This is a genomic window from Actinomycetospora straminea, assembly GCF_028737255.1.
Lineage (GTDB): Bacteria > Actinomycetota > Actinomycetes > Mycobacteriales > Pseudonocardiaceae > Actinomycetospora > Actinomycetospora straminea.
In genome coordinates, this window is sequence record NZ_JAQZAN010000005.1 from 1 (window position 1) to 22,253 (window position 22,253).

Annotated in this window: 23 protein-coding genes and 1 pseudogene; 8 read left to right on the forward strand and 16 right to left on the reverse strand. The window is 75.4% G+C overall.

Annotated features, from left to right (window positions below; all coding sequences use genetic code 11):
- The 10 genes and pseudogenes from PH190_RS08960 to PH190_RS09005 form a co-directional block, all read right to left on the reverse strand.
- Positions 1-998, reverse strand: a pseudogene (locus PH190_RS08960) (hypothetical protein); the annotation flags it as partial.
- Entirely contained in the window at positions 995-1,231 is a 237-nt protein-coding gene (locus PH190_RS08965; protein ID WP_274231158.1) for a gas vesicle protein GvpG, read from the reverse strand. The gene PH190_RS08965 and the pseudogene PH190_RS08960, both read right to left, overlap by 4 nt.
- A 7-nt stretch (positions 1,232-1,238) precedes the next feature.
- On the reverse strand, positions 1,239-2,045 hold the full coding sequence (locus PH190_RS08970; RefSeq protein ID WP_274231159.1) for a GvpL/GvpF family gas vesicle protein: 807 nt from the start codon (positions 2,043-2,045) through the stop codon (positions 1,239-1,241).
- A 10-nt stretch (positions 2,046-2,055) separates the two neighbouring features.
- Positions 2,056-2,436 carry a gas vesicle protein GvpJ gene (gene gvpJ, locus PH190_RS08975; RefSeq protein ID WP_274231160.1) on the reverse strand — a complete coding sequence of 127 codons (381 nt, stop codon included), beginning with the start codon at positions 2,434-2,436 and terminating at the stop codon, positions 2,056-2,058.
- A gap of 104 nt (positions 2,437-2,540) precedes the next feature.
- Positions 2,541-3,815, reverse strand: a complete 1,275-nt coding sequence (locus PH190_RS08980; protein WP_274231161.1) for an SRPBCC family protein — start codon at positions 3,813-3,815, stop codon at positions 2,541-2,543.
- On the reverse strand, positions 3,808-4,749 hold the full coding sequence (locus tag PH190_RS08985; protein WP_274231162.1) for a hypothetical protein: 942 nt from the start codon (positions 4,747-4,749) through the stop codon (positions 3,808-3,810). The genes PH190_RS08980 and PH190_RS08985 overlap by 8 nt, the downstream gene beginning before the upstream one ends.
- 447 nt (positions 4,750-5,196) lie before the next feature.
- Positions 5,197-5,976, reverse strand: a complete 780-nt coding sequence (locus PH190_RS08990) for a PadR family transcriptional regulator (protein ID WP_274231163.1) — start codon at positions 5,974-5,976, stop codon at positions 5,197-5,199.
- Positions 5,973-7,103 (reverse strand): ParA family protein, encoded by a 1,131-nt coding sequence (locus PH190_RS08995; RefSeq protein ID WP_274231164.1) that lies wholly within the window; start codon positions 7,101-7,103, stop codon positions 5,973-5,975. Before PH190_RS08995 ends, PH190_RS08990 begins: the two co-directional genes overlap by 4 nt.
- A gap of 150 nt (positions 7,104-7,253) precedes the next feature.
- On the reverse strand, positions 7,254-8,549 hold the full coding sequence (nhaA, locus tag PH190_RS09000; RefSeq protein ID WP_274231165.1) for a Na+/H+ antiporter NhaA: 1,296 nt from the start codon (positions 8,547-8,549) through the stop codon (positions 7,254-7,256).
- Positions 8,550-8,666: 117 nt separating this feature from the next.
- Positions 8,667-10,181: an alpha/beta hydrolase gene (locus PH190_RS09005; RefSeq protein ID WP_274231166.1), complete on the reverse strand. Its 1,515-nt coding sequence runs from the start codon at positions 10,179-10,181 to the stop codon at positions 8,667-8,669.
- A gap of 180 nt (positions 10,182-10,361) precedes the next feature.
- On the opposite strand from PH190_RS09005, the gene PH190_RS09010 reads away from it, so the two are divergent.
- The 4 genes from PH190_RS09010 (at position 10,362) to PH190_RS09025 (ending at position 13,932) form a co-directional block, all read left to right on the forward strand.
- Positions 10,362-10,859: an ATP-binding protein gene (locus PH190_RS09010; protein WP_274231167.1), complete on the forward strand. Its 498-nt coding sequence runs from the start codon at positions 10,362-10,364 to the stop codon at positions 10,857-10,859.
- A complete protein-coding gene (locus tag PH190_RS09015) occupies positions 10,856-11,143 on the forward strand; it encodes a PASTA domain-containing protein (protein WP_274231168.1) in 288 nt (95 codons plus the stop codon). Before PH190_RS09010 ends, PH190_RS09015 begins: the two co-directional genes overlap by 4 nt.
- Positions 11,144-11,289: 146 nt before the next feature.
- Positions 11,290-12,258 carry a TIGR03557 family F420-dependent LLM class oxidoreductase gene (locus PH190_RS09020; RefSeq protein WP_274231169.1) on the forward strand — a complete coding sequence of 323 codons (969 nt, stop codon included), beginning with the start codon at positions 11,290-11,292 and terminating at the stop codon, positions 12,256-12,258.
- Between the two features lie 54 nt (positions 12,259-12,312).
- Positions 12,313-13,932 (forward strand): peptide chain release factor 3, encoded by a 1,620-nt coding sequence (locus PH190_RS09025; RefSeq protein WP_274231170.1) that lies wholly within the window; start codon positions 12,313-12,315, stop codon positions 13,930-13,932.
- 1 nt (position 13,933) lies between these two features.
- On the opposite strand, the gene PH190_RS09030 is transcribed toward PH190_RS09025, so the two are convergent.
- Complete coding sequence (locus PH190_RS09030; protein WP_274231171.1) at positions 13,934-14,311, reverse strand: hypothetical protein; 378 nt, start codon at positions 14,309-14,311, stop codon at positions 13,934-13,936.
- 85 nt (positions 14,312-14,396) lie between these two features.
- Positions 14,397-14,795 carry a hypothetical protein gene (locus tag PH190_RS09035; protein ID WP_274231172.1) on the reverse strand — a complete coding sequence of 133 codons (399 nt, stop codon included), beginning with the start codon at positions 14,793-14,795 and terminating at the stop codon, positions 14,397-14,399.
- A 335-nt stretch (positions 14,796-15,130) separates the two neighbouring features.
- Between PH190_RS09035 and PH190_RS09040 the strand changes: the two genes are divergently transcribed.
- From PH190_RS09040 to PH190_RS09050, 3 genes are read left to right on the forward strand one after another with little or no spacing between them, the layout of a single operon-like run.
- Positions 15,131-16,267, forward strand: coding sequence for a protein kinase domain-containing protein (locus tag PH190_RS09040; RefSeq protein WP_274231173.1), 1,137 nt, complete (start codon positions 15,131-15,133; stop codon positions 16,265-16,267).
- The gene (locus PH190_RS09045) at positions 16,267-17,499 is read left to right on the forward strand and encodes a PP2C family protein-serine/threonine phosphatase (RefSeq protein ID WP_274231385.1); all 1,233 of its coding nucleotides are present in this window, start codon (positions 16,267-16,269) and stop codon (positions 17,497-17,499) included. Before PH190_RS09040 ends, PH190_RS09045 begins: the two co-directional genes overlap by 1 nt.
- Positions 17,496-17,945 (forward strand): FHA domain-containing protein, encoded by a 450-nt coding sequence (locus tag PH190_RS09050; RefSeq protein WP_274231174.1) that lies wholly within the window; start codon positions 17,496-17,498, stop codon positions 17,943-17,945. Before PH190_RS09045 ends, PH190_RS09050 begins: the two co-directional genes overlap by 4 nt.
- A 4-nt stretch (positions 17,946-17,949) precedes the next feature.
- Here PH190_RS09050 and PH190_RS09055 read toward each other — a convergent pair whose 3' ends face one another.
- The 4 genes from PH190_RS09055 to PH190_RS09070 form a co-directional block, all read right to left on the reverse strand.
- Positions 17,950-18,399 (reverse strand): GtrA family protein, encoded by a 450-nt coding sequence (locus tag PH190_RS09055; protein WP_274231175.1) that lies wholly within the window; start codon positions 18,397-18,399, stop codon positions 17,950-17,952.
- Positions 18,400-18,401: 2 nt separating this feature from the next.
- A complete protein-coding gene (locus PH190_RS09060) occupies positions 18,402-19,451 on the reverse strand; it encodes a decaprenyl-phosphate phosphoribosyltransferase (protein WP_274231176.1) in 1,050 nt (349 codons plus the stop codon).
- Positions 19,448-20,020, reverse strand: coding sequence for a phosphatase PAP2 family protein (locus PH190_RS09065; protein WP_274231177.1), 573 nt, complete (start codon positions 20,018-20,020; stop codon positions 19,448-19,450). The genes PH190_RS09060 and PH190_RS09065 overlap by 4 nt, the downstream gene beginning before the upstream one ends.
- A gap of 125 nt (positions 20,021-20,145) precedes the next feature.
- Positions 20,146-20,958: an HAD family hydrolase gene (locus PH190_RS09070; protein ID WP_274231178.1), complete on the reverse strand. Its 813-nt coding sequence runs from the start codon at positions 20,956-20,958 to the stop codon at positions 20,146-20,148.
- A 41-nt stretch (positions 20,959-20,999) separates the two neighbouring features.
- Between PH190_RS09070 and PH190_RS09075 the strand changes: the two genes are divergently transcribed.
- Positions 21,000-21,629 (forward strand): endonuclease, encoded by a 630-nt coding sequence (locus tag PH190_RS09075; protein WP_274231179.1) that lies wholly within the window; start codon positions 21,000-21,002, stop codon positions 21,627-21,629.
- Positions 21,630-22,253: the final 624 nt, after the last annotated feature.

Genomic DNA, 22,253 nt, shown 5'->3' on the forward strand with positions numbered 1-22,253 from the left:
TCGGCCTCGTCGTCCAGGTCCTCGTCGGCCTCGTCGTCCAGGTCCTCGTCGGCCTGCTCGTCGGCCTCGCCGGCCGGCTCCTCGTCGGCGAGGTCGTCCGGCTCGTCGTCGAGCTCGACGTCGACGTCCTCGGCCTCCGGTGCGGGCTCCGGCTCCGGCTCCTTGCGACGACGCCGTCGGGGACGGTCCTGGTCCGACCCGTCCTCGGCGCTCCGGCGACGGCGACGCGGGCGCTCCTGCGCCGACGCCCCGTCCGGCTCCGACGCCGTGTCCTCGGCGGCCCGGCGGCGACGGCGGGGCCGTTCCTGCTCGGCGGACCCCTCCGCGTCGTCGCCGGAGCTCGCGGCGGCAGCGCGCCGCCGACGCGGGCGCTCCTCGCCGTCGCCCTCGGGACGACGGCGCCGGCGGGGCCGGTCGCCCTCGGCCGACTCGTCGTCGGCGGGCCGACGCCTCCGGCGCGGCCGCTCCTGCTCCGCGCCGTCGCCCGACGCCGCGTCCTCCGGCGCCTCGCCGGCCGGGCGCCGCTTCCGCCGGGGACGGTCCTCGCCGGCCGTCTCCTCCTCGGCGGGCCGCCGCGTGCGCCGCGGCCGCTCCTGCTCCGCGCCGTCACCCGAGACCTCCTCGGCGGGACGGCGCTTCCGGCGCGGACGCTCCTCGCCGGCCGACCCGTCGTCGGCCGGGCGCTTCCGCCGGCGCGGCCGCTCCGGCTCCGCCCCGTCACCCGAGCCCTCGTCGGCGGACCGACGCCTGCGCCGGGGCCGCTCCTCGGCCGGGGTCTCCTCGGACCCGGTCGGCCGGCGTCGACGGCGGGGCCGCTCGGGCTCCGCCGCGTCGTCGGACGTCCGCCGGCGGCGCGGACGGTCACCGTCGGATGCGGTGCCGTCGCCGTCGGACGGGGCCTGCTCCTGGTCGCCGCCGCCGCCGTCGCCGTTGGTGCGGCGACGGCGGCGGGAGCGTTCCTGGTCGGTCAGGGGCGGCGTGTCGGCCGAGCGGGTCACGCCCCACCTCCGCCACCCACGAGACGTTGCAGCAGGACCTCCTGCTGCTCGTCACGCTCGGCCTCGGTGATCTCGCCCCGGTCGAAGGCCGCGTCGAGCTCGTCGATCTGCGCCCGGATGACCGCGGGGTCGTTCATCTGGTGGTCGACCTGGTCCGCGATCTTCTCGCCCACCCACGCGACCCCGCGGACCGGGGCCAGGGGCAGCAGGAGCAGCTCGGTGAAGAAACCCACGTCGTCCTCAGGCCTGCGCCTCGTCGGGCGCGTCGAACTCGGGCAGGAAGTCGAACGCCGCGGTGGGGCCGATGAGCCGCAGCTCGACCCGGCCCGCCCACGCGTCGCCGAGGTCGTCGACGGCCCGCTCGAAGTCACTGCGGTGATCGGTGCGGACGAGGAACGCCAGGTGGACGGCGCCGTTCTCCCCGCCGACCTCCTTGACCTCGGTGGCGACGGCGAACTTCGCGAGCGCGTCGAGGCACGCCTGCGCGTCCTCCTCGCGGATCTGGTCCATCGCGTGCGAGATGGCCTCGCCGAGCCGGATGCGGTCGTAGTAGCTGGCGTCCTCGTCGACCCCGGCGATCTTCTCCCGCATCTGCTGGATGCGGGGGTCGGCCTCGACGATGCGACTGAGGACCGCGTCCTGGTCGTAGTCGCCGCGCAGACGGAACTCGAGGTGGCCCTCGAGCTGCTCGAGCGCCCGGACGAAGTAGTCCTGGTGCGGGGCCAGGAGCTCCTCGGCGACGGCGTCGTCGTCGGTGACGACCGCGCCGAAGCGCATCGGCAGCACCGGGGTGTCCTGCGCGATCGCGTTCAGCACGGCCTCGTGGGCCATGAGGTCCCGCCGGGTGCCGAGCGCCCGGTCGGCGGCGACGTCGCTGACGACCGCCGCCAGCCGCCCCTCGGTGACCAGGCCGAGCTCGCCGTCCTGGTCGCCGTACGGGATGGGGTCGAGCCCGTCGGGGATCCGCACCCCGGCCGGCACGATGCCGTAGATGTAGGAGCCCCGACGGGTCTCCTGGGAGTCCTTCGTGTCCTCGGTCGTGGTCACGTCAGCCCCCTCACGCCTTCTCGCGGTTGCTCTGGCGCTCGCCGCGCACTTCGTCCCACTTCTCCTTGCCCGCGTCGAGCATGCCCTTGGTCTTGCCCTTGGCCCCGCCCTGCGTGGCGCCCTCGGTCATGCCGCCGACCACCTCGCTGAGGTCCTTGCCGCCCTTGGCGTGCAGGTCCAGACGGTTGGTGGCCTCCGCGAACCGGAGGTAGGTGTCCACGCTGGCCACCACGATGCGGGCGTCGATGGTGAGGATCTCGATCCCGACCAGCGACACCTTCACGAATGCGTCGATGACCAGACCCTTGTCGAGGATCAGGTCCAGGACCTCGGCGAGACCGCCCTGCGGGTCCTTCTGCACGCCTCCGCCCTGCTGTTTGGCGACGGTCACCGTGCCCCCTTCCACTGCGTCGGATCGCGGCGCCGGCCAGGGGCCGGCGCCGCGTCGAGTCGTGCGACGGTCGGTCCGGCTGTCGTCTCAACCGGGGAGCGCGATCAGGCCGGCGTGCGCTGCCGGCGGGAGCGTCGGCGGGGACGGTCGCCCTCGTCCTCGGGTGCCTCGTCGTCGGCGGCGTCCTCGACGTCGTCCGCGTCCTCGGCGTCCTCGGCGTCCTCGGCGTCCTCGAGCTCGTCGTCGGCGAGCTCCTCGTCCGCGAGGTCGTCGTCGGCGTCCTCGAGGTCCTCGTCGTCGTACTCGTCCTCGAGGTCCTCGTCGGCGTCCGCTTCCTCGTCCTCGGCGACCAGGTCGTCCTCGTCCTCGGCGGCCTCGTCGGCGTACTCGTCCTCGTCGGCGTACTCGTCGTCGACCTCGTCGCGGTCCGCCTCGGCGGCCCGCTGCTCCTCCTCGAGGGCTTCCTCGTGGGTCTTGACGACCTCGCTGTCGCGGATCTCGCCGCGCCAGCCCTCGAGCTCCTCGCGGTTGATCAGCGTGTCCATCATGACGTGGCGGCAGAAGTGCTTGAACTCCAGCCGTGCCCGCCGGCCGACCGCCCGCCACAGGTTGCCGGTCTTCTCGAAGAAGCCCTGCGGGTAGTACTCCATGATCAGGACGATGCGCGTGAGGTTCGGCGCGAGCTCCGAGAACGTGACGATGCCGTCCGCCGAGCCCTTCGCCCCCGACGACACCCACAGGATGTGGCTGTCGGGCACCTGCTCGCGGATGGTGGTCTCCCACGAGCGGCGGGACCAGAACACCTTGGCGGTCCAGGTGACCTTCTCGTCGGACTCCTGGTTGACCGTCTCGACCTTCTTCATGAAGCTCGGGAAGTCGGCCATCTGGGTCCACTGGTCGTAGGCGACGCGCAGCGGCACCCCGACGTCCTGGACCTCGTAGATGTTCATGAACTTGAACTTGCCGCGCCCGCTGGAGTTGCCACCCCCGCCGCCGCCGCCCTCGCCGTCGCCCTCGTCGTCGCCGTCGTCGTCGCCGCCCATGCCGAGCGCCCCCGTGACCTTGTCCTTCACCGTCGAGAAGCCGCTCTTCAGCGCTCCGCCGATGCCGCCGCCCGACGAGTCGTCATCGTCGTCCGACGAGCCGCCACCGAACACGGCCCCGAGGTTGCCCGGGTTCCCGGCGACGTCGGTGAGCTTGCCGGTCAGGCCCTCGACCTGGTCGAGCGCCGTGTTGACCGCCTTGTCGGTGGCGGCCTTGAGCAGGGCCTGCGCGGCCTGCTTGAGCCGATCGGTCGGCAGGATGTCGGTGAGGGATCCGGACCCGGCCGCGTCGGGCCGGTGCCCGTTGGACGCGACGTCGGTGGCTGCCTCAGTCATCGCGCTTCGCCGCCGTCCGTCGCGAGCCCGACCCGGCCGCCGCGCGGCTGCGGGACGTGCCCTCGGAGGAGGACGACGAGGACGACCGCGAGCGGCCGCTCGAGCCCGACCGGCGTGACGCGCCGTTGCTCGTCGACCGCGATGAGGACGCACCGTCCTCCGACGAGGACGACGACGCGGAGCGACGGCGCCGCTCGCCACCGGACGAGCTGCCCGAGCCGCCCGAGGCGGACTTCGTGGAGCGACGACGGCCGGACGAGGACGACGCGCGGGCCGGCTCCGGCTCCTCGCTCTGGGCGGAGTCGTCGGCGTCGCTGCCGGTCTCGTCGAGGTCCTCGGCGTCGTCGACGTCCTCGACGTCGTCGGCGTCCTCGATCTCCTCGGCGACGTCCACGCCCTCCTCCGAGGGCTCCGCCTCGGCCTGCTTCTTGCGCCGGCCACGGCCCGACAGCCCGCGCGCGGCCCCGCCGACGGCACTGCCCGCGCCACCGACGGCGCCCCCGACGGCCTTGCCCCCCGTCGAGGCGACGTCGCCGACCGCGCCGCCGGCCTGCCCGACGGCGTCGCCCGCGGCACCGGCGGTCTCGCCGACCGCCTGCCCGGCGGCACCGGCCGCGTCCGCGGCGGGCTTGCCGAGGTTCTCGACGCGGTTGACCAGGTTGTCGGTCAGGGCCTCCATGCGCGAGCTGGCGACGGCGAGCGCGGCGTCCTTGCCCGCCTCGAGCAGCCGGCCGCGGACCGCCTGGTCGAGCTTCTGGAGCTCCGGCGAGGCCGACACGAGCTTCGTCACCATGCCCAGCAGCTGCGCGGGGTCGGTGGTGATCTTCTTCCCGGCGAGCGCTCCGCCCAGCATGATGGCGAGCTTCATCTTCTTCGTGCGGCCCAACAGATAGCCGCCGATGACCGCGAGGGCCAATTTCAGGCCGGTTCCCACCGTGCACCTCCGAACGGGATTGGTCCCCTAGTGCGGTGGACCACAGCCCGCCGCTTGCAGAGCCGGACATTACAGCGCGTCGTTCGGGAAAGCGCTAGACCGAGAAGATCAAATTTTTCATGGGCCGTTCGCCGCAATTGCGGATCACGGGCGCACCTAGAGACATCACGCGTTCGGGCGCGAAGCGGATGCGAAAACCAGTACGACCGAGTGTCGACCATCGCCTGGTCAGAACGCAAGGTACCCGTAGCCCGAACGCACGCAAGGTGACCCGTGCGCGATCGTGCAACGACGCACCGGAATCGTCAGGGCACGGCCGGTAGTCGGTACGGACCGTACTTCACGCGGGCGTCATGCGCCTGCCGGCTTACCGCAGACGAAGTGGTCCATTCGGAGCACAGCTCCACGAGGTCCCGAGGCTCCCGAGAACGGGAATTAATTCCGTGCTCAGCCCTTGTCGGCAGCGAGCACGACGGCGTCGACCGCCCGTTGCATGGCCCGCCACGCACGGACACGGGCACGGGTGATGCGGATGCCCAGGGTGGTGAGTCGATATCGCCGCCGAGCTGGGTCCCCGTCGCGCTGGACGAGTCCGTGGCGCGCGAGCTGGTGCAGGGTCCGCTGGACCGTCGTCGGGGGCGGGGTCAGCCCGCCGCCGCTGTCCTCGCGCAGCCGCTCGGCGAGCTCGCGTCCGCTCGCCGGACCGCGGCGCAGGGCCACGAGCACGAGCAGCTCGACGTGCTCCCGCGACGCCATCCGCACCGAGCCCCAGCGATGGTTGCCGGTGCCGGTGCCGGTGCCGGTGCCGGTGCCGGCGCCGGCGCCGCGCGGTGCCGGGACCGCGGGGGCCGGGTCGGCCCGGTCGCTGCGCTCGCCGCGGCGGGCGGTGCCCCGACGCTCCCGCCGGGCCGCACGATCCCGCCGCTCGCGCGGGGAGGGGACCGTGACGACCGGCGCGTCGTCGGCCGGCGCGTCGTCGGGCGCGTCCATCCATGCCTCGTCGGCCGGCTCTGCGCCGACGTCGTCGGCGTCGGGCTCCTCGTCGACCAGCTCCTCGTCGACCGGGCCGTCCGTCTCCTCCGGGCCGACCTCGTCCGCCCGGTCGTCCTGCTCGGCGCTGCGCCGCGGACGCGGCGGCAGCAGGCCGCGCAGGCTCGACGCCGCCGGCCGCCCGAAGGCGGAGCTGAGGTCGGGGTCCTCGGCGGAGGTGCTGGGCTCGGCGGTCACGACGTGGCCTCCTGCTCGGGTCGGGCGTCGGCGGTCGGGCTCTCCTCGGCGGTGCGCAGGAGGTTCAGCAGCTCGACGCCGAGGTCGCGGTAGTCGCCGGCGACGCTCGCGGCGGTCGGCGAGAGCCGGCGGGCGGTCGCGCTCGTCCCACCTTCGCGCAGCGCCGCCCACCAGGCCGGCTGGGCCGCCACCTCCTGCTCGAGCTCGTGCGCCAGGCGACCCAGACGCCGCGCGTCCTGCGCCGTGCGCTCGGCGTGCCGGATCGACGTCGTGAACAGCGGCGAGTGCCCGCCGAAGGCGCGCTCGACGGCCTCGCGGACCTCGGCGTGCACGACGCGCGAGCGCGAGCCGGTCGCGAACAGCACGGCGCCCAGCAGCCCGAGGTCCGGGTTGAGCTCGCGGGCCAGGGCGAAGCGCTCGCCGACCAGCCGCATCCCGACGAGGCCGCCGCCGTCGGACTTGGTCGGCATGAGCACCCAGCGGGCGGCGGCGAGGGCGAGGTCGGTGAGGATCGTGGTCTCGGGCGGGCAGTCGACGAACACGAGGTCGTAGTCGCCGGCGACGGGTGCGAGCACCTCGGCCAGCGCCAGGAACGCGGCGCGGCCCTGCTCCTGGACCCGCGACACCATGAGCGGCACGAGGTCGACCAGCCGCGCCCCGCCCGCGACGACGTCGAGTCCCGGCCGGACGCCCTCGACGGGGCGCAGCGGGGTGCCGGCGACGACCGACACCAGCAGCCCCGCGCCGCGGTCGTCGGCGGGGCCGTCGCGGAAGCCGAGGTCGTCGGCGAGGTTGGCCTGGCGGTTGAGGTCGACGAGCAGGCAGCGGTACCCGGCGGCGGCGAACTGCCCGGCGAGGTTCGCGACGAGCGACGTCTTCCCGACCCCGCCCTTGTCGTTGACCATGGCGATCGTCCGGGCGAGCGCGTCGCGGTCGATGCCGTGGGGCGCGGGATCGACCGGGTCCACGGGCGCGACGGGCGCGACGGCGGTGATCTCGGTGTCGACGGCGTCCACGGGGCCCGGAGCGGGGTCCGGTGCGGGCACCGGCTCCACCGGCCGGTCGGCGCGGGACCCTCGTCGCCGGCCGGTGGCGGTGCGGGCGGCGCGGCCCGCCGGTCCGGTCATGCGGCGAGGGTGCGGCCCGACCCCCGCCCCGGCAAGGCCGACACCCGGACCCGGTGACGCTTTCGTCCGTCCGGCCGCAGGCCGTCTCGCCCACGGTCGCACGGACGGTCCACCCGCGGGGCAACCCGTTGGGCCGCCCGGCGTGGCCCGTCACCGGTCGTGCTCGCGGGCCTCCTCCTCGTAGACGTCGGGGACGTCGTCGTGGTCGAGGTCGACCCGCTCCATCTCGTGGATGCGCCGGTGCACGGCGTTGCGGTAGCGCAGCACGATCGTCGCCAGCAGGGCGGCGAGCAGCGACGCCGTCAGCACCCCGATCTTGACGTGGTCGTCGGCCGCGCTGCCCGTGCCGAAGGCCAGCTCGCCGATCAGCAGGGAGACGGTGAACCCGATGCCGGCGAGCAGGGAGAGGCCGAGCACGTCGGTCCAGGCCAGGTCCTCGGAGAGCTGCGCCCGCGTCACCCGTTGCACGAGCCAGGTCGCGCCGAGGATGCCGACCACCTTGCCCACGACCAGGCCCGCGACGATCCCGAGCGTGATGCGGTCGGTGAACGCGGCGCCGAGCCCGCCGCCGATGACCGTCACGCCCGAGGCGAAGAACGCGAAGATCGGCACCGCGACGCCGGCCGACAGCGGGCGCCACCGGTGCTCGAAGTGCTCCGCGAGCCCGGGGCCGGGCCCCTCCTTGCGGCGCACCACCGGCACCGCGAAGCCCAGCAGGACGCCCGCCACCGTGGCGTGCACCCCGGACTCGTGCACGAGGACCCAGGTGAGCACCGCGAGCGGGAGCAGCAGCCACCACGACCGGACCCGACGCTGCACCAGCAGCGTGAAGGCCGCCAGCGGCAGGAGCGCGAGCAGCAGCGGGACGAACTGCAGCTGGTCGGTGTAGAAGAACGCGATGATCGAGATCGCGAGGAGGTCGTCGACGACGGCGAGCGTGAGCAGGAAGGTCCGGAGCGCGTCGGGCAGGCACGAGCCGATGAGCGCGAGCACCGAGAGGGCGAACGCGATGTCGGTGGCGGTCGGGATGGCCCAGCCCGCGAGGCCCTCCCCGCCGACGTTGATCGCGGTGTAGATGATCGCCGGCGCGATCATGCCGCCGACCGCGGCGGCCACCGGGAGCAGCGCCCGCGACGGTTCCCGCAGGTCGCCGGCCACGAACTCCCGCTTGAGCTCCAGCCCGGCGACGAAGAAGAAGATCGCGAGCAGGCCGTCCGCGGCCCACGTCGCGAGGGTCAGGTCGAGGTGCAGCGACGCGGGGCCGATCCGCAGCTCGGAGAGCGTCGTGTAGGCCTCGCGCCACGGGGAGTTGGCCCAGATGAGCGCCACGGCCGCCGCGGAGACGAGCAGGATGCCGCCGACCGTCTCGCGGCGCAGGACGTCGGCGATGCGCGCGGTCTCGGCCCACGAGCGGCGGGCGAACAGGCGGGGCGTCGACCGGGCCACGGGTGATCCTCCGGCGGGCAGGCGTCAGTCACTGCCGACCAGACTTCCCGGCGCACCAGCCGGAGAGCCTACGTGACGTCGACGGCGGGGTCGCCCCCGTGAGATTCCCGTGACAGATCAGCAGGTCGTGTCCGGGGGCGGGAGGGTGCCCTCGAGGAGGTAGCGGTTGACCGCGTCGTCGATGCACGGGACGCCGTTGGTGTAGACGGTGTGGCCGTCGCCCCGGTAGGTCAGCAGCACCGAGCCGGGCAGGCGGTCCCGCAGCGCGACGCTGTTCTGGTACGGCGTGGCCGGGTCGTTGGTCGTGCCGAGGATGAGCATCGGCGGGCCGGTGTACCCCTCGATCGGCGTCAGCGGCTGCTGCGGCGCCGGCCAGTCCGCACACGTCAGGCCGCTGACCAGCACGTTGCCCGAGAAGTGCGGCGCGCGGGCCTCGGTGGCACGCGCCGCGGCGAACACCTGCTCGTCCTCGGTGGGCCAGGCGTTGTCGAGGCAGGTCACGGCGTTGTAGGTGTCGGAGTTGCTGCTCCGGAAGTAGGCGGTCGCGAGCGCGCGCATCGGGGCGCCGTCCCCGGCGTCGGCGGCGGCGAGGGCCTGGGCGAGCTGCGGCCAGCTCGACGTGCTGTAGAGCGGGTAGACGACGCCGATCTCGAGCAGCCCCGCCGACAGCGGGCTCGTGCCGGCCACGGGCAGCGGGTTCGCGGTGACCCGCGCGCGCACGCGGTCGAGGGTGCCGATGGGGTCGGCGCGCACCGGGCAGACCGGGTCGACGCGGCACGCGGCGTCGAACTGGCGCAGCGTGTTCTCGAAGCTCTCGGCCTGCGCGGAGTCCAGGCCGGGCTTGCTGACGTCGACGACGCCGTCGAGCACGATCGAGCGCAGGCGCGTCGGGTAGAGCTGGGCGTAGGCCTGGCCGATCGAGGTCCCGTACGAGAAGCCCAGGTAGTCGATCCGCTCCTCGCCCAGCGCCTCGCGGATGCGGTCCATGTCGCGGGCGACGTTGCGCGTGCCGAGGTGGGGCAGCAGGTCGGGGTAGCGCTGGCCGCAGGCGAGGTCGTAGCGGTCGACGGCGTCGTTGGTGGCCGCCTCATCGGCGGGGTCGCCGGGGTCGGGGTCGCCGCGGTACGGGGTGTCGGGCCCCAGCGGGCACTGCAGGCCCGCGCTGTCGCCGACCCCGCGCGGGTCGAAGCCGATGACGTCGAAGCGGTCGGTGATCTCCGGCGGCAGCACGCCGGCCTGGACGAGCTCGATGCCCGACCCGCCGGGGCCGCCCGGGTTGACGAGCAGCACGCCCACCCGGGCGGCCGGGTTCGTGGCCGGCCGCCGGGCGATGGCGACCGGCAGGGTCGGCCCGGCGGGGTTCGCGTAGTCGACCGGGACCGGCACCGACGCGCACTCGAGCCCGCCGCGACAGGGCGTGAAGCGGGGCCCGCCGGGCGGACCGGGAGGGGCCGGGGCGGCGACGGGTGCCGACGAGGACAGCGGGATCGGGGGCACGCCGGGCTCGGGGCCCCGCGCGCACCCGCAGAGGGCGAGTGCCGCGGTCGTGAGGGCGGCGGCGGCGACGAGCAGGCGGCGGGCGGACCGGCGCCCGGTCACGCGCCGGGCCGACCGGACGTGCTCCTGCGCCATGTGCACTCCCGCCGTCCCGCTCGAGCTCCCGGGCGCCCGCGTGCGCCGGGCGGCCCATCATGCCCGCCCGGTCGTCGCACCCACGCGGGGCTCCGGACCGCGACCGCCGTCACCCTGCGTCGACCCGGGTTCCCCCACCCCGGCGGGTTTGCCCGGCCCGTCACCGTCGACCCCCGAGGCATGGAGGGTCGGCCGGGCACCGAGGCACGCCGTGTCGTGCACGAGGTCGTGCACGCGGTCGCCCACTCCGCGGTGCGCGTCGAGGACCTCCGCGCCCTGCGCACCGAGCTCGTCGCCTGGGTGCGCGCGACCGCCGGGCTGCCCGACGCCGAGGCGCTGGACGAGCGCCTCGAGGACCGGCTGCAGGACATCGCCACGGCGTTCTACGAGGCCCTGGCCAACGTCGTCGACCACGCCTACCCCGAGGGCGCGGGACCCGTGGACGTCACCGCCCGCCTCGCCGCGGCGGGCGGTCCGGAGCAGCCGTGGCTCGAGATCGTCGTGGCCGACCACGGCGGCTGGCGGCCGGCGCCCCCGGACCCCGGGCACCGCGGCCGGGGCCTGCTGCTGGTCTCGCGGCTCACCGACGGGCACGAGGTGCGCCCGGTCGAGGACGGCACCCGCCTGCGGCTCTGGTGGCACCGGCCACCCGGAGCTGACTACCGTCGTGGTGCATGAGGACACCCGAGCTGGTGCTCGTGCCCGCGCTGGTCGGGCTGCCCGCGGCCCAGGCGCACGAGGTCGCCATGACGGCCCGGGTGGTGGCCGTCGACCCCGACCCCGACACGCCGCCCACGGTCGAGGGCACGGTGACGGCCCAGCAGCCCGAGCCGGGCACGCGGGTGCCCGCCGGCGAGGCCGTGACGATCTGGGTGGAGCCCGACTCCGGCGGCGGGGGTGGCGGCGGGAACATGCCGCGCGTGGAGCCCGACAAGCCGCTCGACGGCGCCGGCGCCAACTAGGACGGCTCCGGGGATCGTCGGGTCGGGGGTCCGACGACCCCCGGAGCCGACCGGGGTGTCGTCCGCGGACCGGGCCGCGTTACGCGTGTGCGCGCAGGACGATCGGGAACACCCGGCGGACGCCAGCGACCCGGAGGTGTCCGTCCGTGAAGATCGGTTACAAGCTGATCGCCGAGGCCTACTCGCCCACCGAGATGGTGCGCCAGTGCGTGCGCGCCGAGGAGGCCGGCTTCGACTTCGTCGAGATCTCGGACCACTTCCACCCGTGGGTCTCCGAGCAGCAGCACTCCGGGTTCGCGTGGTCGATGCTCGCGGCGATGGCCGCGAGGACCGAGCGGATCGAGCTGGCCACCGGCGTGACCTGCCCCTTCATCCGCTACCACCCGGCGATCATCGCCCAGGCGGCGGCGACCACCCAGCTGCTCTCCGACGGGCGCTTCACCCTCGGTGTCGGCTCGGGCGAGCGGCTCAGCGAGCACGTCGTGGGGCGCGGCTGGCCGAGCGTCAGCGTGCGCCACCAGATGTTCCGCGAGTCGCTGGAGATCATCCGGCTGCTGTGGCAGGGCGGCTACCAGAGCTACGAGGGCAAGCACCTCACGCTCGAGGACGCGCAGGTGTTCGACCTGCCCGAGACGCTGCCGAAGATCATCGTCGCCACCGGCGGGCCGCAGGCGTCGAAGCTCGCCGCCGAGCTCGGCGACGGCATCTTCACCACCGAGCCGCGGGCCGACCTCGTCCAGGCGTTCACCGACGCCGGCGGCGACGGTCCCCGCTACACCGAGGTGCCCCTGGCCTTCGGCGCGACCGAGGACGAGGCCGCCGAGGAGGCGCGCCGGCTGTTCCGGTTCGGGATCACCGGCTGGAAGGTCCAGGCCGAGCTGCCCAACCCCGTCAACTTCGACGCGGCGACGGCCACGATCACCGCCGACCACATGCGCGAGGCCTTCGCCTGCGGCCCGGACACCGACAAGCAGCTGTCGGTGGCCCAGCAGTTCGTCGACGGCGGCTACGACCACCTCGCGCTCATCAACGCCGGCACGGACGTCGACGGGTTCTTCGACCACTTCGCGAAGGAGCTCGCCGAGCCGCTGCGGGCGCTGCGTCCCTCCTCCTGACGTCGGTCGTACCCTCGGTACGGGCCGTGCGGCGCGGCCCGAGGGAGGAGAACGATGACCGCGGTACCGGTGGAGGCCACGTCGGAGGGGCCGGCGCACGACCCCGGGACGCAGGCTCGCCGCCGGCGCACGTTCGCGGTCATCAGCCACCCCGACGCGGGCAAGTCCACGCTCACCGAGGCGCTCGCCCTGCACGCCGAGGTCATCTCGGCGGCGGGCGCGGTGCACGGCAAGGGCGGGCGCAAGGGCGTCACGTCCGACTGGATGGACATGGAGCGCGAGCGGGGCATCTCCGTGACCTCCGCGGTGCTCCAGTTCGCCTACCGCGACCAGGTCATCAACCTGCTCGACACCCCCGGTCACGGCGACTTCTCCGAGGACACCTACCGCGTGCTCGCCGCCGTCGACGCCGCGGTGATGCTGCTCGACGCCGCCAAGGGCCTCGAGCCGCAGACCCTCAAGCTCTTCGACGTCTGCCGGGACCGCGGCGTGCCGGTGCTGACGTTCGTCAACAAGTGGGACCGGCCGGGCCGCGAGCCGCTCGAGCTGCTCGACGAGGTGGAGCAGACGATCGGGCTGCGCCCCATGCCGATCACGTGGCCGGTCGGGATCGCGGGCGACCTGCGCGGGCTCGTCGAGCGCGCCGACGGCACGATGCACCGCTTCACCCGCAGCGCCCACGGCGCGTCCAAGGCGGCCTCGGAGGTGCTCGACGCCGACCGCGCGGCCGCCGAGGAGGGCCCGGACTGGGAGCGCGCCACGGAGGAGCTGGCGCTGCTCGACGAGATCGGCGCGGGCTTCGACGACGAAGCCTTCCACGCCGGCACGGCGACCCCGGTGATGTTCGGGTCGGCGCTGTCGAACATCGGCGTGGCGCGCCTGCTCGACGCGCTCGTCGAGCTCGCACCGCCGCCGGGACCGCGCCCCGACGCCAAGGGCGAGGCGCGGCCGGTCGACGCCCCGTTCTCCGGGCTGGTGTTCAAGGTGCAGGCCTCGATGGACAAGTCGCACCGCGACCGCGTCGCGTTCGTGCGGATCTGTTCGGGGCGCTTCGAGCGCGGCATGGTGCTCACCCACGACGCCACCGGCCGCCCGTTCGCCACCAAGTACGCGCAGGCGATGTTCGGGCGCGACCGGTCGACGATCGAGGAGGCGTTCCCCGGCGACATCGTCGGGCTGGTCAACGCCACCGCCCTGCGGCCCGGCGACACGCTGTGGGCCGAGGACCCGGTCACGTTCCCGACGATCCCGAGCTTCGCCCCCGAGCACTTCGCGGTGTGCCGGGTCGCGGACATGTCCAAGACCAAGCAGTTCCGCAAGGGGATCGACCAGCTCGACTCCGAGGGCGTCATCCAGGTGCTGTCCTCGGACCTGCGCGGCGACCAGGCGCCCGTGCTCGCGGCGGTCGGCCCGCTGCAGTTCGAGGTCGTGTCGGCCCGGCTCGCCGACGAGTTCGGCGCGCCCGTGAAGCTCGACCGCCTCGACTACCAGCTCGCGCGCGCCACCGACGCGGCCGGCGCGGAGGCGCTCAGGGGAGCGGTCGGCATCGAGGTGCTCACGCGGCGCCTCGACGGGCAGATGCTCGCGCTGTTCCCGCACAAGTGGCGCCTGCAGGCCGTGGCGCAGAACAACCCGGACCTGCTGCTGGCGCCGCTGGTGGCGGACGCGCTCTAGATCAGGCGGGCAGGCGCCGCGGCGGCAGCGCCTCGTTGATGGTCCTGCTGGTGGCCTCGGGGTCGGGGACCTCGACGACGATGCGGTGGTACGGGTCGCCGCGCAGGTAGATCGCCAGCAGGCTCTGCGCGCTCCGGACCATCCACAGCTGGCGCCGCTCGCCCACACCGTACGAGCCGGCGCGCAGCACCTTCGGCACGCTCACCCCGGGCAGGTGGACGCGCGGGCTCGCCGAGACCGCGTCACGCCGGGCCATGGGGCGGGCCAGCAGCACGCGGCTCAGCGGCAGGTAGACCCCACGCCGGCACGCCCAGACGCGGTCGGTGCCGGTGAAGCGCACGACGACCCCGTCGGCGGTGATGCGGATCTGGACCGCCATGTCTCACCCGCCCCGCGCGGACGTGCCGGACGGGCGAACCGGCGGACGGGGGCCGGGAGCCGGGCGGGGTCCCGTCACCATCGCGTCACGCCAGCCGGTCGTTCTTCGCCGAGGCCTCCTCGTAGGCGCGCTCCGTCGCCCGCTGGGCGTCCGCGAAGCCCTTCTCGACGGCCTGCGTGCCGTCGGAGTGCGCGTCGCGCACGGCCTGCTCGGCGTCGCGCGCGGCCTGCGCCAGCGCCCGCTCGGCCTCGGCGGCCGCGTCGGCGACCGAGGCGGACCCACCGGCGGCACCGGATCCGCCCTCGCCCGGCGTGGCGGCGGGCGCACCCGCGCCCGGACCGGGCATGCTGAGCCCGTCGGTGAGGGCGTCGCCGGCAGCACTCCCCGCACTCCCCGAGTCGTCGGGACGGCGGTGCTGGGCCGACCGGTCCCCGGTCGGCTCGTCGGACCCGACGGGACGGTCGACGTCGTCGGCTGCGCTCACGGGCACGACCTCCGGACTCTCGGCACGGAAGGCCGCGCGCCGGCCCGCGCAGGGCACGGCACCAACCCCCCGATCGGCTTCGGTGCGGCGACAGCATGGCAGGCGAGGACCCGTTCGGCCCCGGCACCCTCCCCGCCGGCGCCGTCGCGCAGCCACGACCGGCAGGCCCCTGAGCTGAGCGGACGTGCCCAGCCCCCCGGACGGAGGAACCCCCGGCCGGGTGACGGGTGATCACGCCCGACGGCAGAGCGCGGCGCCCCGTGCCGCGATGACACGATGGCGTGGAGACCGCGCACGACGGGTGCCGGCGGCGCAGCGAGACGGACGGACGGCGCATGGGCGGACCCGGCCCGGGGACCAACGGTTCCCCGGTCCCCGAGCAGGCGCGGTTCTGCGCGCGCTGCGACGGGCCCGTCGGTCGGGGTCGCGGCGGGCGCCCGGGACCCGAGCGCGGCACCTGCCCGTGGTGCGGCGCCGCGTACGACGTCCGCCCGGATCTCGCGGTCGACGCCGAGGTGACGGGCGGCGCGGGCGAGCGCTACCGGGTCCGCGCCCCGCTGGCCCGCGGTGCGCGCGGCTGGTCGTACACGGCGACGCGGACCTCCGACGGCGCGCTGGTCGTGCTCGGGCGGCTCGAGGGCCCGGACGGCCCGGCGGCGGGCGCGCTGGCCGTCGAGGAGACCGAGGTCCTCCTGGCCCTCGACGTGCCGGGGCTCGTGCGCGCCCGCGACGTGGTGCGCGCCGACGGCCGCGACGGGCCGGTGCGCCTGCTCGTGCTCGACCACGTGCCCGGCGAGCCGCTGTCCGCGCACCGGCCGTGCCCGCCCGCCGAGGCCCTCGACGCCGTGCTGGGCGCGGTGGGCCCGATCGCCGCGCTGCACCGGCACGGCCTGCTGCACGCCGACCTCAACCCCAGCAACCTGCTGCGCGGGCCCGGGGGCATCACGGTGCTCGACCTGGGCAGCGTGCGCCGCGTCGAGGACCGCCACAGCGACGTCTGGGCCACCACCGGCTTCGTCGCCCCCGAGATCCACCCCGGCGGCCCGGGGCCGTCGGTGGCCTCCGAGGTCTTCGCGCTGGGGCGGACGGTCGCCGTGCTGGTCGCGGAGTTCGACCACCTGCGCCACCACGCCCTGCGCCTGCCCGATCCGGCCGCGCACCCCGTGCTGCGCGACGACCCCGGCCTCGTCGCCCTGCTCGCCCGCGCCACCGACGTCGACCCCGCCCGCCGTCACCGCAGCGTGGAGGCGTTCGCGGAGGAGGCGCGCCGGGTCCGGGCGGGGTACGACGGACCCGACACGACGGACACGGCCGGCACCGACCGCTACACCGCCCGTCCGGGCGACTGCGGCGTGGGGGTCGGCGTCGGAGCCGGTGCGGACCCGGAGGATGGACCCACCCGACGTGGCGGGAGCCGTCCGGTCGGCGCCGCCCGCGACACCCGCGACGCCCGAGGAGCAGCGATCCCGTGATGGAGATGGCCGGGACCTCCCCGCTGCCCGGCGAGCGCGGGCCCAGCAGGAGCGCCGGGGACGCGGGGGGCGCCGGGGTCGGCGGCGGCCCGCTGGTCGAGCGCACCGACCTGCGCGCCGAGCTCGCCGAGGGCACCCCGCCGCCCTGCCCGCAGTGCGGCGACGAGGCGCCCGCGGCGGCCGACGGCTCGTGCCCGACGTGCGGCGCGCACCGCCCGGCCCTGCGCGATCACGTGGAGCTGGTCCTCGGCGACGCCGCGGCGATCACCGACCGGGGCCTGCGCCGGCGCCGCAACGAGGACGCCGTCGAGCTGGGCCGCCGCGTCGAGGGCGGGATCGAGACGTGGGTGGCCGTCGTCTGCGACGGCGTCGCGTCCGCGCGTCGCGGCGACGAGGCCTCACTCGTGGCCGTCGGCGCCGCGGTCGGGGCCGCCCTCGAGACCGCGGCCGCACCACCGACCCCGCCCACCGGCTTCCCGGCGATCTCGGCGAGCGACACCGGCCCCGTGCCCGTCGAGCCCGCGGAGCCGCCGTCCGGCCGGGCCGGCACCGGCGTGAGCGGCGAGCTGGACTCCCTGGCCACCGCCGCCTCGGCCGCCGCCGCCACCGCCGCGGCGGACCTCGGGCGCGGCGGCGGCGACGCGCCGGCCTGCACCTACGTGGCCGCGGTCGTGCGCGGCGGGGACGCGGTCGTGTCGTGGATCGGCGACAGCCGCGCCTACTGGCTCGCCGGCGACGGGTCGTCGCGCCTGCTGAGCACCGACGACTCGTGGGCCGAGGAGATCGCCAACGCCGGGATCATGTCGCGCGAGGAGGCGGCCCGCGACCGCCGCGCGCACGTGCTGACCCGGTGGCTCGGGCGCGACGCCCCGAGCGGTCCGGCGCATGCCCGCCGCGTGCGCGTCGGGACGCCGGGCCTGCTGCTGCTGTGCAGCGACGGGCTGTGGAACCACCTGCCCGATCCCGCGGTCCTCGCCCGCCTCGCCGCCCCGGCGCTCAGCGGGCCGCCGCCGGCCGAGGAGGGCGTCCCGGACCACCCGGCGCTCGCCGCCGCCGCGGCCCTGCTCGCCGCGGCGCTCGACGACGGCGGCTCCGACAACGCGACGCTCGCGCTCGTGCCCGTCGTGCCGCCCGCCGACACCGACCGTCCCTCGGTCACCGTCGACGCGCGCGGCCCCGACGAGCGCACCGGCCCGATCCCGCTCGACGGGCCGGGGGTGGTCGACCGGTGAGCGAGACCCCCGACGTCGGCTCGGTCGGCGGCTCGTGGGTCGTCACCGTGTGGGCCGACCGCGACTACTTCGAGCTCGTGCGCGCCCGCGGCACCACGGGCGACCCGGACGACCTCCCCGGCGACTTCCCGACCGACCTCGCCCCCCGCGAGATCGCCCTGACCGCGGACGAGGTGCGCGTCGGCCGCGCGGGGGACCGGACAGGCACCGACGCCCCGGAGATCGACCTCGGCGGCCCCCCGCGCGATCCCGGCGTCTCGAAGCTGCACGCCGTGCTCCTCGCGCTGCCGCCCGACCGGTGGGTCGTCATCGACGCGGGCTCGACGAACGGGACGACGCTGAACTACGGCGAGGAGCCGCTGACCCCGGACACGCCGGTGGCCCTGCGCCCCGGCGACCACATCCACGTGGGCGCCTGGACGACGCTCACCGTCGACCGTCGCTGAGGGGTCAGCGTCCGCCCAGCGGGATCGGCCCGGTCGGCGCGTCCCAGGACACGATCGGGGACGGCGGGCCCCCTGGCGCGCGCGTGATGACGAACCGGGCCGCCAGGAAGCTCACCGGCACCGCCAGCGCCGCGGCCAGCAGCGGGGCGAGGCGCTCGTCCACGCCGAGGTGCACGAGCGCGACCACGCCGATCGTCGTCGCGGCGATGTTGACCGCCTGCGACGCGGGGTAGAGCAGCAGCCGCGTCCACGTCGGGCGGACCCGGAAGGTGAAGCGGCAGTTGAGCAGGAACGACACGACCATCGCCGCGCCCAGCCCGACGACGTGCGCGACGAGGTAGCCCGCGTGCGGGTGCGCGAGCAGGTAGACCCCGTAGTAGGTGGCGGCGTTGGCCACTCCCACCAGGCCGTAGCGCACGAGCCCGCCGAGGAGCCCGCGCGCCCGCGGGGCCACGGTCAGGCCATCGCCGTGTAGACCGCGAGCCCGATGAGCACCACCCAGACCAGGCCGAGCACCTGCAGCACCCGGTCGCCGAGCACGATCTCCTCGGGCTCCCCGCCGTTGCCGCCGTCGACGTCGACCGCGTAGCGCAGCACCGCCACCACGAACGGGACGATCGACACGATCGCCCAGGTCGACGGCGCGGACGGCAGCCGCCCGGGCATGGCCGTCACGCCGATGCCGAACGCCCACAGCCCGTAGGCCATGATCACGACGGTGGCCGAGAGGGACCAGACGAAGCGCAGGTAGGACGCCGAGTAGCGCTCCAGCGACTTGCGGATCTTCGCGCCGGTGCGCTCGGAGAGCCGCATCTCGGCGTAGCGCTTGCCCGACGCCATGAACAGCGAGCCGAACGCCATCGTGAGCAGGAACCACGGCGACAGGTACAGCCCGGCCGCGGCACCACCGGCGATCGCCCGCATGAGGAAGCCCGACGAGACGATGCAGATGTCGATGACGGGTTCGTGCTTGAGCCACAGGCAGTACGCGAGCTGCACGGCGATGTAGATGCCGGTGACCGTGAGCAGGTCGGGGTCGGCGAGGAAGCTGACCCCGAGCGCCCCGGCGAACAGCACGATGCCGGTGACCACCGCGAGCGCCGGCGGCACGATGCCCGCCGCGATCGGCCGGTGGCGCTTCTTCGGGTGCGCGCGGTCGGCCTCGACGTCCTTGGTGTCGTTGATCAGGTAGACACCGGACGCGGCCAGCGAGAACGCGACGAACGCCAGCGCGACGTCGGGCAGCACCGTGAGGTCGAGCAGCCGGCCCGCGGCGAACGGCGCCGCGAGCACGAGGACGTTCTTCACCCACTGCCGCGGGCGCATCGCCTTGAGCAGGCCCAGCGGCACGGCCAGCGAGCGGGGGCGGGTGGAGGTGGTGGGCTCCGCGGGGCGGGCCTTGTCCTCGGCGACCCGGTCGGAGACGGCCTCGGCGGTCGGGGCGGCCTCCGCGGGGGCGGCGCTCTCCTGCTCGCGGGCGGAGCTGGGCGGCGTGAGGGGGGTCATGCGGTCCTCCAGCGGCCGACCGAGCCCCGGCGCACGAGCCGGCGCGCGCCGAAGGCGAACGCCGCTCCGAGCACCGAGCCCGCCAGCACGTCGGTCGGGTAGTGGACGCCCAGCACCAGGCGCGAGAGCGCCATGCCGGGGACGACGAGGGACGCCGCGCCCGCCGTCGCCCCGCCGGCGAGTCCGGCGTAGAGCAGGGCGGCGGCGGTGGTGGACGAGGCGTGCGAGGACGGGAAGCTCAGGCGGCTGGGCGTCCCGACGTGCACGGCCACCCGCGGGTCGTGGGGCCGGCGACGGCGCACCACGCGCTTGACGGCGATCGAGGCCCCGTGCGCGGCGACGACGCCGCCGACGGCGGTGGCCCACTGCCGGCGCCGCGGCGCGTCGAGCGCGGCACCGACGGCGCCCAGGGCGATCCACCCGGCGGCGTGCTCGCCGAACAGCGACATCGCGCGGGCGGCACCGACCACGGGCGGGGTGGCGAGACGCTCCTGCACGGCCCGCAGGACCGCGACCTCCCCCCGGACCGGCCCGACGGTGACGCCGGGATCCTCGGCTCGATCGAGCACGTGGTGGTCCTCCTGGTGCAGGCGTGCGGACGTCCGGCCTCGACGCGGATGCTACGCGGGCCTTGACAACGGGCCCCGCGGTGGTCCAGTCGCCACGCCGGACGGTGGTTCCCGGGCGACGGGCGTCAGAACCACCTCTCGAGTACGGACGCCACACCGTCGTCGAGGTTGCTCGCGGTGACCTCGTCCGCGACGTGGAGCACATCCGGGTGAGCGTTGCCCACCGCGACGCCGTGGCCGGCCCACCGGAGCATGGCGAGGTCGTTGGGCATGTCACCGAACGCGACGACGTCCCCGGCGCCGACCCCATGGTGCGTCGCGGCACGCGCGAGACCCGTCGCCTTGGTGACGCCGCGGACCGCGCACTCGAGCAGCCCGCCGCCCGCCGAGTACGTGACGTCGACGAGGTGCCCGACCGCCCGCCGCGCCGCCTGCGCCATGTCCGCGCTGGTCCGGGTGGGGTGGCGGGCGAGCACCTTGACCACCGGCTCGGCGAGCAGGTCGCCCGGCGCCACGTGGCGGTGGTCGGGGTGGGGCCAGGCGTGCACGTAGGCGGCCTCGGAGACGAACTGGTCCTCGCGGCGGTCGTAGGCGCCCGCGCCCACCCGCTCGACGGCCAGCCCGCAGCCCGGCACCGCAGCGCGCAGCCCGTCGGCCACCGCGGCCAGGGCGTCCACGTCGAGGGTCTCGGCGGCCACGACCCGGTCGGTCGCGGTGTCGTAGAGCACCGCGCCGTTCGCGGCCACGGTCAGCGCGTGCACCCCGAGCGCCTCGCACACCCGCGGGATCCACCGCGGCGGACGCCCGGTCGCGAGGACGAGGGGCACCCCGGCCTCGACCATCCGTCCGACGACCGCCCGGGTGCGCGGCGAGGGCTCCTCGTCGCCGCCGAGGAGCGTCCCGTCGACGTCGGTCGCGACCAGCCGCGGTCTCTGCACGTCACCGAGACTATGACCTCGCGGCTCGGGTAACCGCCCCGGTGAGCACCATCGACTCGCTGCTCGACGAGGCCGGGCAGACCTTCGCGGACGAGGCGGGCATCGCGCTGCGCGACGAGCCCGCGCCGCTCTACCGCCTGCTCGTGCTGAGCGTGCTGCTCTCCCGGCGCGTGCAGGCGAAGCTCGGGACGCGGGCGTGCCGCGAGCTCGTCGACGCCGGCTACGGCACCCCGGAGCGCGTGCGCGACGCGTCGTGGGAGGACGTCGTGGCGACGCTGGGCCGCGCGAAGTACACGGGCACCGAGCAGACCACCACCGCCCTGCAGGAGGGCGCCCAGCGCGTCCTCGACGAGTGGGGCGGCGACCTGCGGCGCCTGCGGAAGGCTGCCGACGGCGACGTCGCGACCCTGCGCGAGCACCTCACCGCGTTCCCGCGCCTCGGCCCGGTGGGCGCCGACATCTTCGTGCGCGAGGTCCAGGCCGTCTGGCCCGAGTACCGCCCCCACCTCGACGAGAAGGCCCTCGCCGGCGCCGAGAAGCTGGGCCTGCCCACCGACGCGGGGAAGCTGGCCGAGCAGGTGGCGGGCGACGACCTCGCCCGCCTCGCCGCCGCCCTGGTCCGCGCCGACCGCGACGACCAGGTGCGGGAGGAGGTCGGCGGGGACGATTAGGCGGCTGGTCGGGCTCGCGTCGATCCCGGTGCGGCGACCCTGCTCGCGACCTATGCACAAGATCGCACCGAGACCGACCACCCCGTCGGCGAGCGAGCACCACCCGGCGGGCACCCCCGGCCGCCGTCCGACCGACGACGCCGCCATCGGCGCGCACCTCGCCACCGCAGCTCGACCTCGCACCGAGCTCGGCTCGCGACGTATGCACAAGATCGCACCGAGACCGACCACCCCGTCGGCGAGCGACCACCACCCGGCGGGCACCCTCGGCCGCCGTCCGACCGACGACGCCGCCATCGGCGCACCTCGCCACCGCAGCTCGACACCGCACCGAGCTCGGCTCGCGACCTACGCACAAGATCGCACCGAGACCGACTGCCCTGTCGGCGAGCGAGCATGACCCGGCGAGCACGCGACCGCACCCCAACCGACGACGCCGCCATCGGCGCGCACCTCGCGCCCGCAGCTGGGCATCGCACCCTGCTCAGCGATGACCTATACACAAGATCGCACCGAGTCCGACCACCCTGTGGTCGAGCGATCGCTACCAAGGCGGGTGATCGCGCCTGGACCGACGGCGCCAGCCCCGTGACCCGCGTCGGCACGGCGAGCTGGCCCCCGCTC

Bases quoted from the DNA above. Each gene is read 5' to 3' on its own strand.
- PH190_RS09015 (WP_274231168.1), top strand. From the start codon at position 10,856: ATGAGGACACCCGAGCTGGTGCTCGTGCCCGCGCTGGTCGGGCTGCCC.
- PH190_RS08980 (WP_274231161.1), bottom strand. From the start codon at position 3,815: ATGACTGAGGCAGCCACCGACGTCGCGTCCAACGGGCACCGGCCCGAC.
- PH190_RS09025 (WP_274231170.1), top strand. From the start codon at position 12,313: ATGACCGCGGTACCGGTGGAGGCCACGTCGGAGGGGCCGGCGCACGAC.
- PH190_RS09030 (WP_274231171.1), bottom strand. From the start codon at position 14,311: ATGGCGGTCCAGATCCGCATCACCGCCGACGGGGTCGTCGTGCGCTTC.
- PH190_RS09040 (WP_274231173.1), top strand. From the start codon at position 15,131: ATGGGCGGACCCGGCCCGGGGACCAACGGTTCCCCGGTCCCCGAGCAG.
- PH190_RS09060 (WP_274231176.1), bottom strand. From the start codon at position 19,451: ATGACCCCCCTCACGCCGCCCAGCTCCGCCCGCGAGCAGGAGAGCGCC.
- PH190_RS08995 (WP_274231164.1), bottom strand. From the start codon at position 7,103: ATGACCGGACCGGCGGGCCGCGCCGCCCGCACCGCCACCGGCCGGCGA.
- PH190_RS09010 (WP_274231167.1), top strand. From the start codon at position 10,362: ATGGAGGGTCGGCCGGGCACCGAGGCACGCCGTGTCGTGCACGAGGTC.
- PH190_RS09045 (WP_274231385.1), top strand. From the start codon at position 16,267: ATGGAGATGGCCGGGACCTCCCCGCTGCCCGGCGAGCGCGGGCCCAGC.
- PH190_RS09005 (WP_274231166.1), bottom strand. From the start codon at position 10,181: ATGGCGCAGGAGCACGTCCGGTCGGCCCGGCGCGTGACCGGGCGCCGG.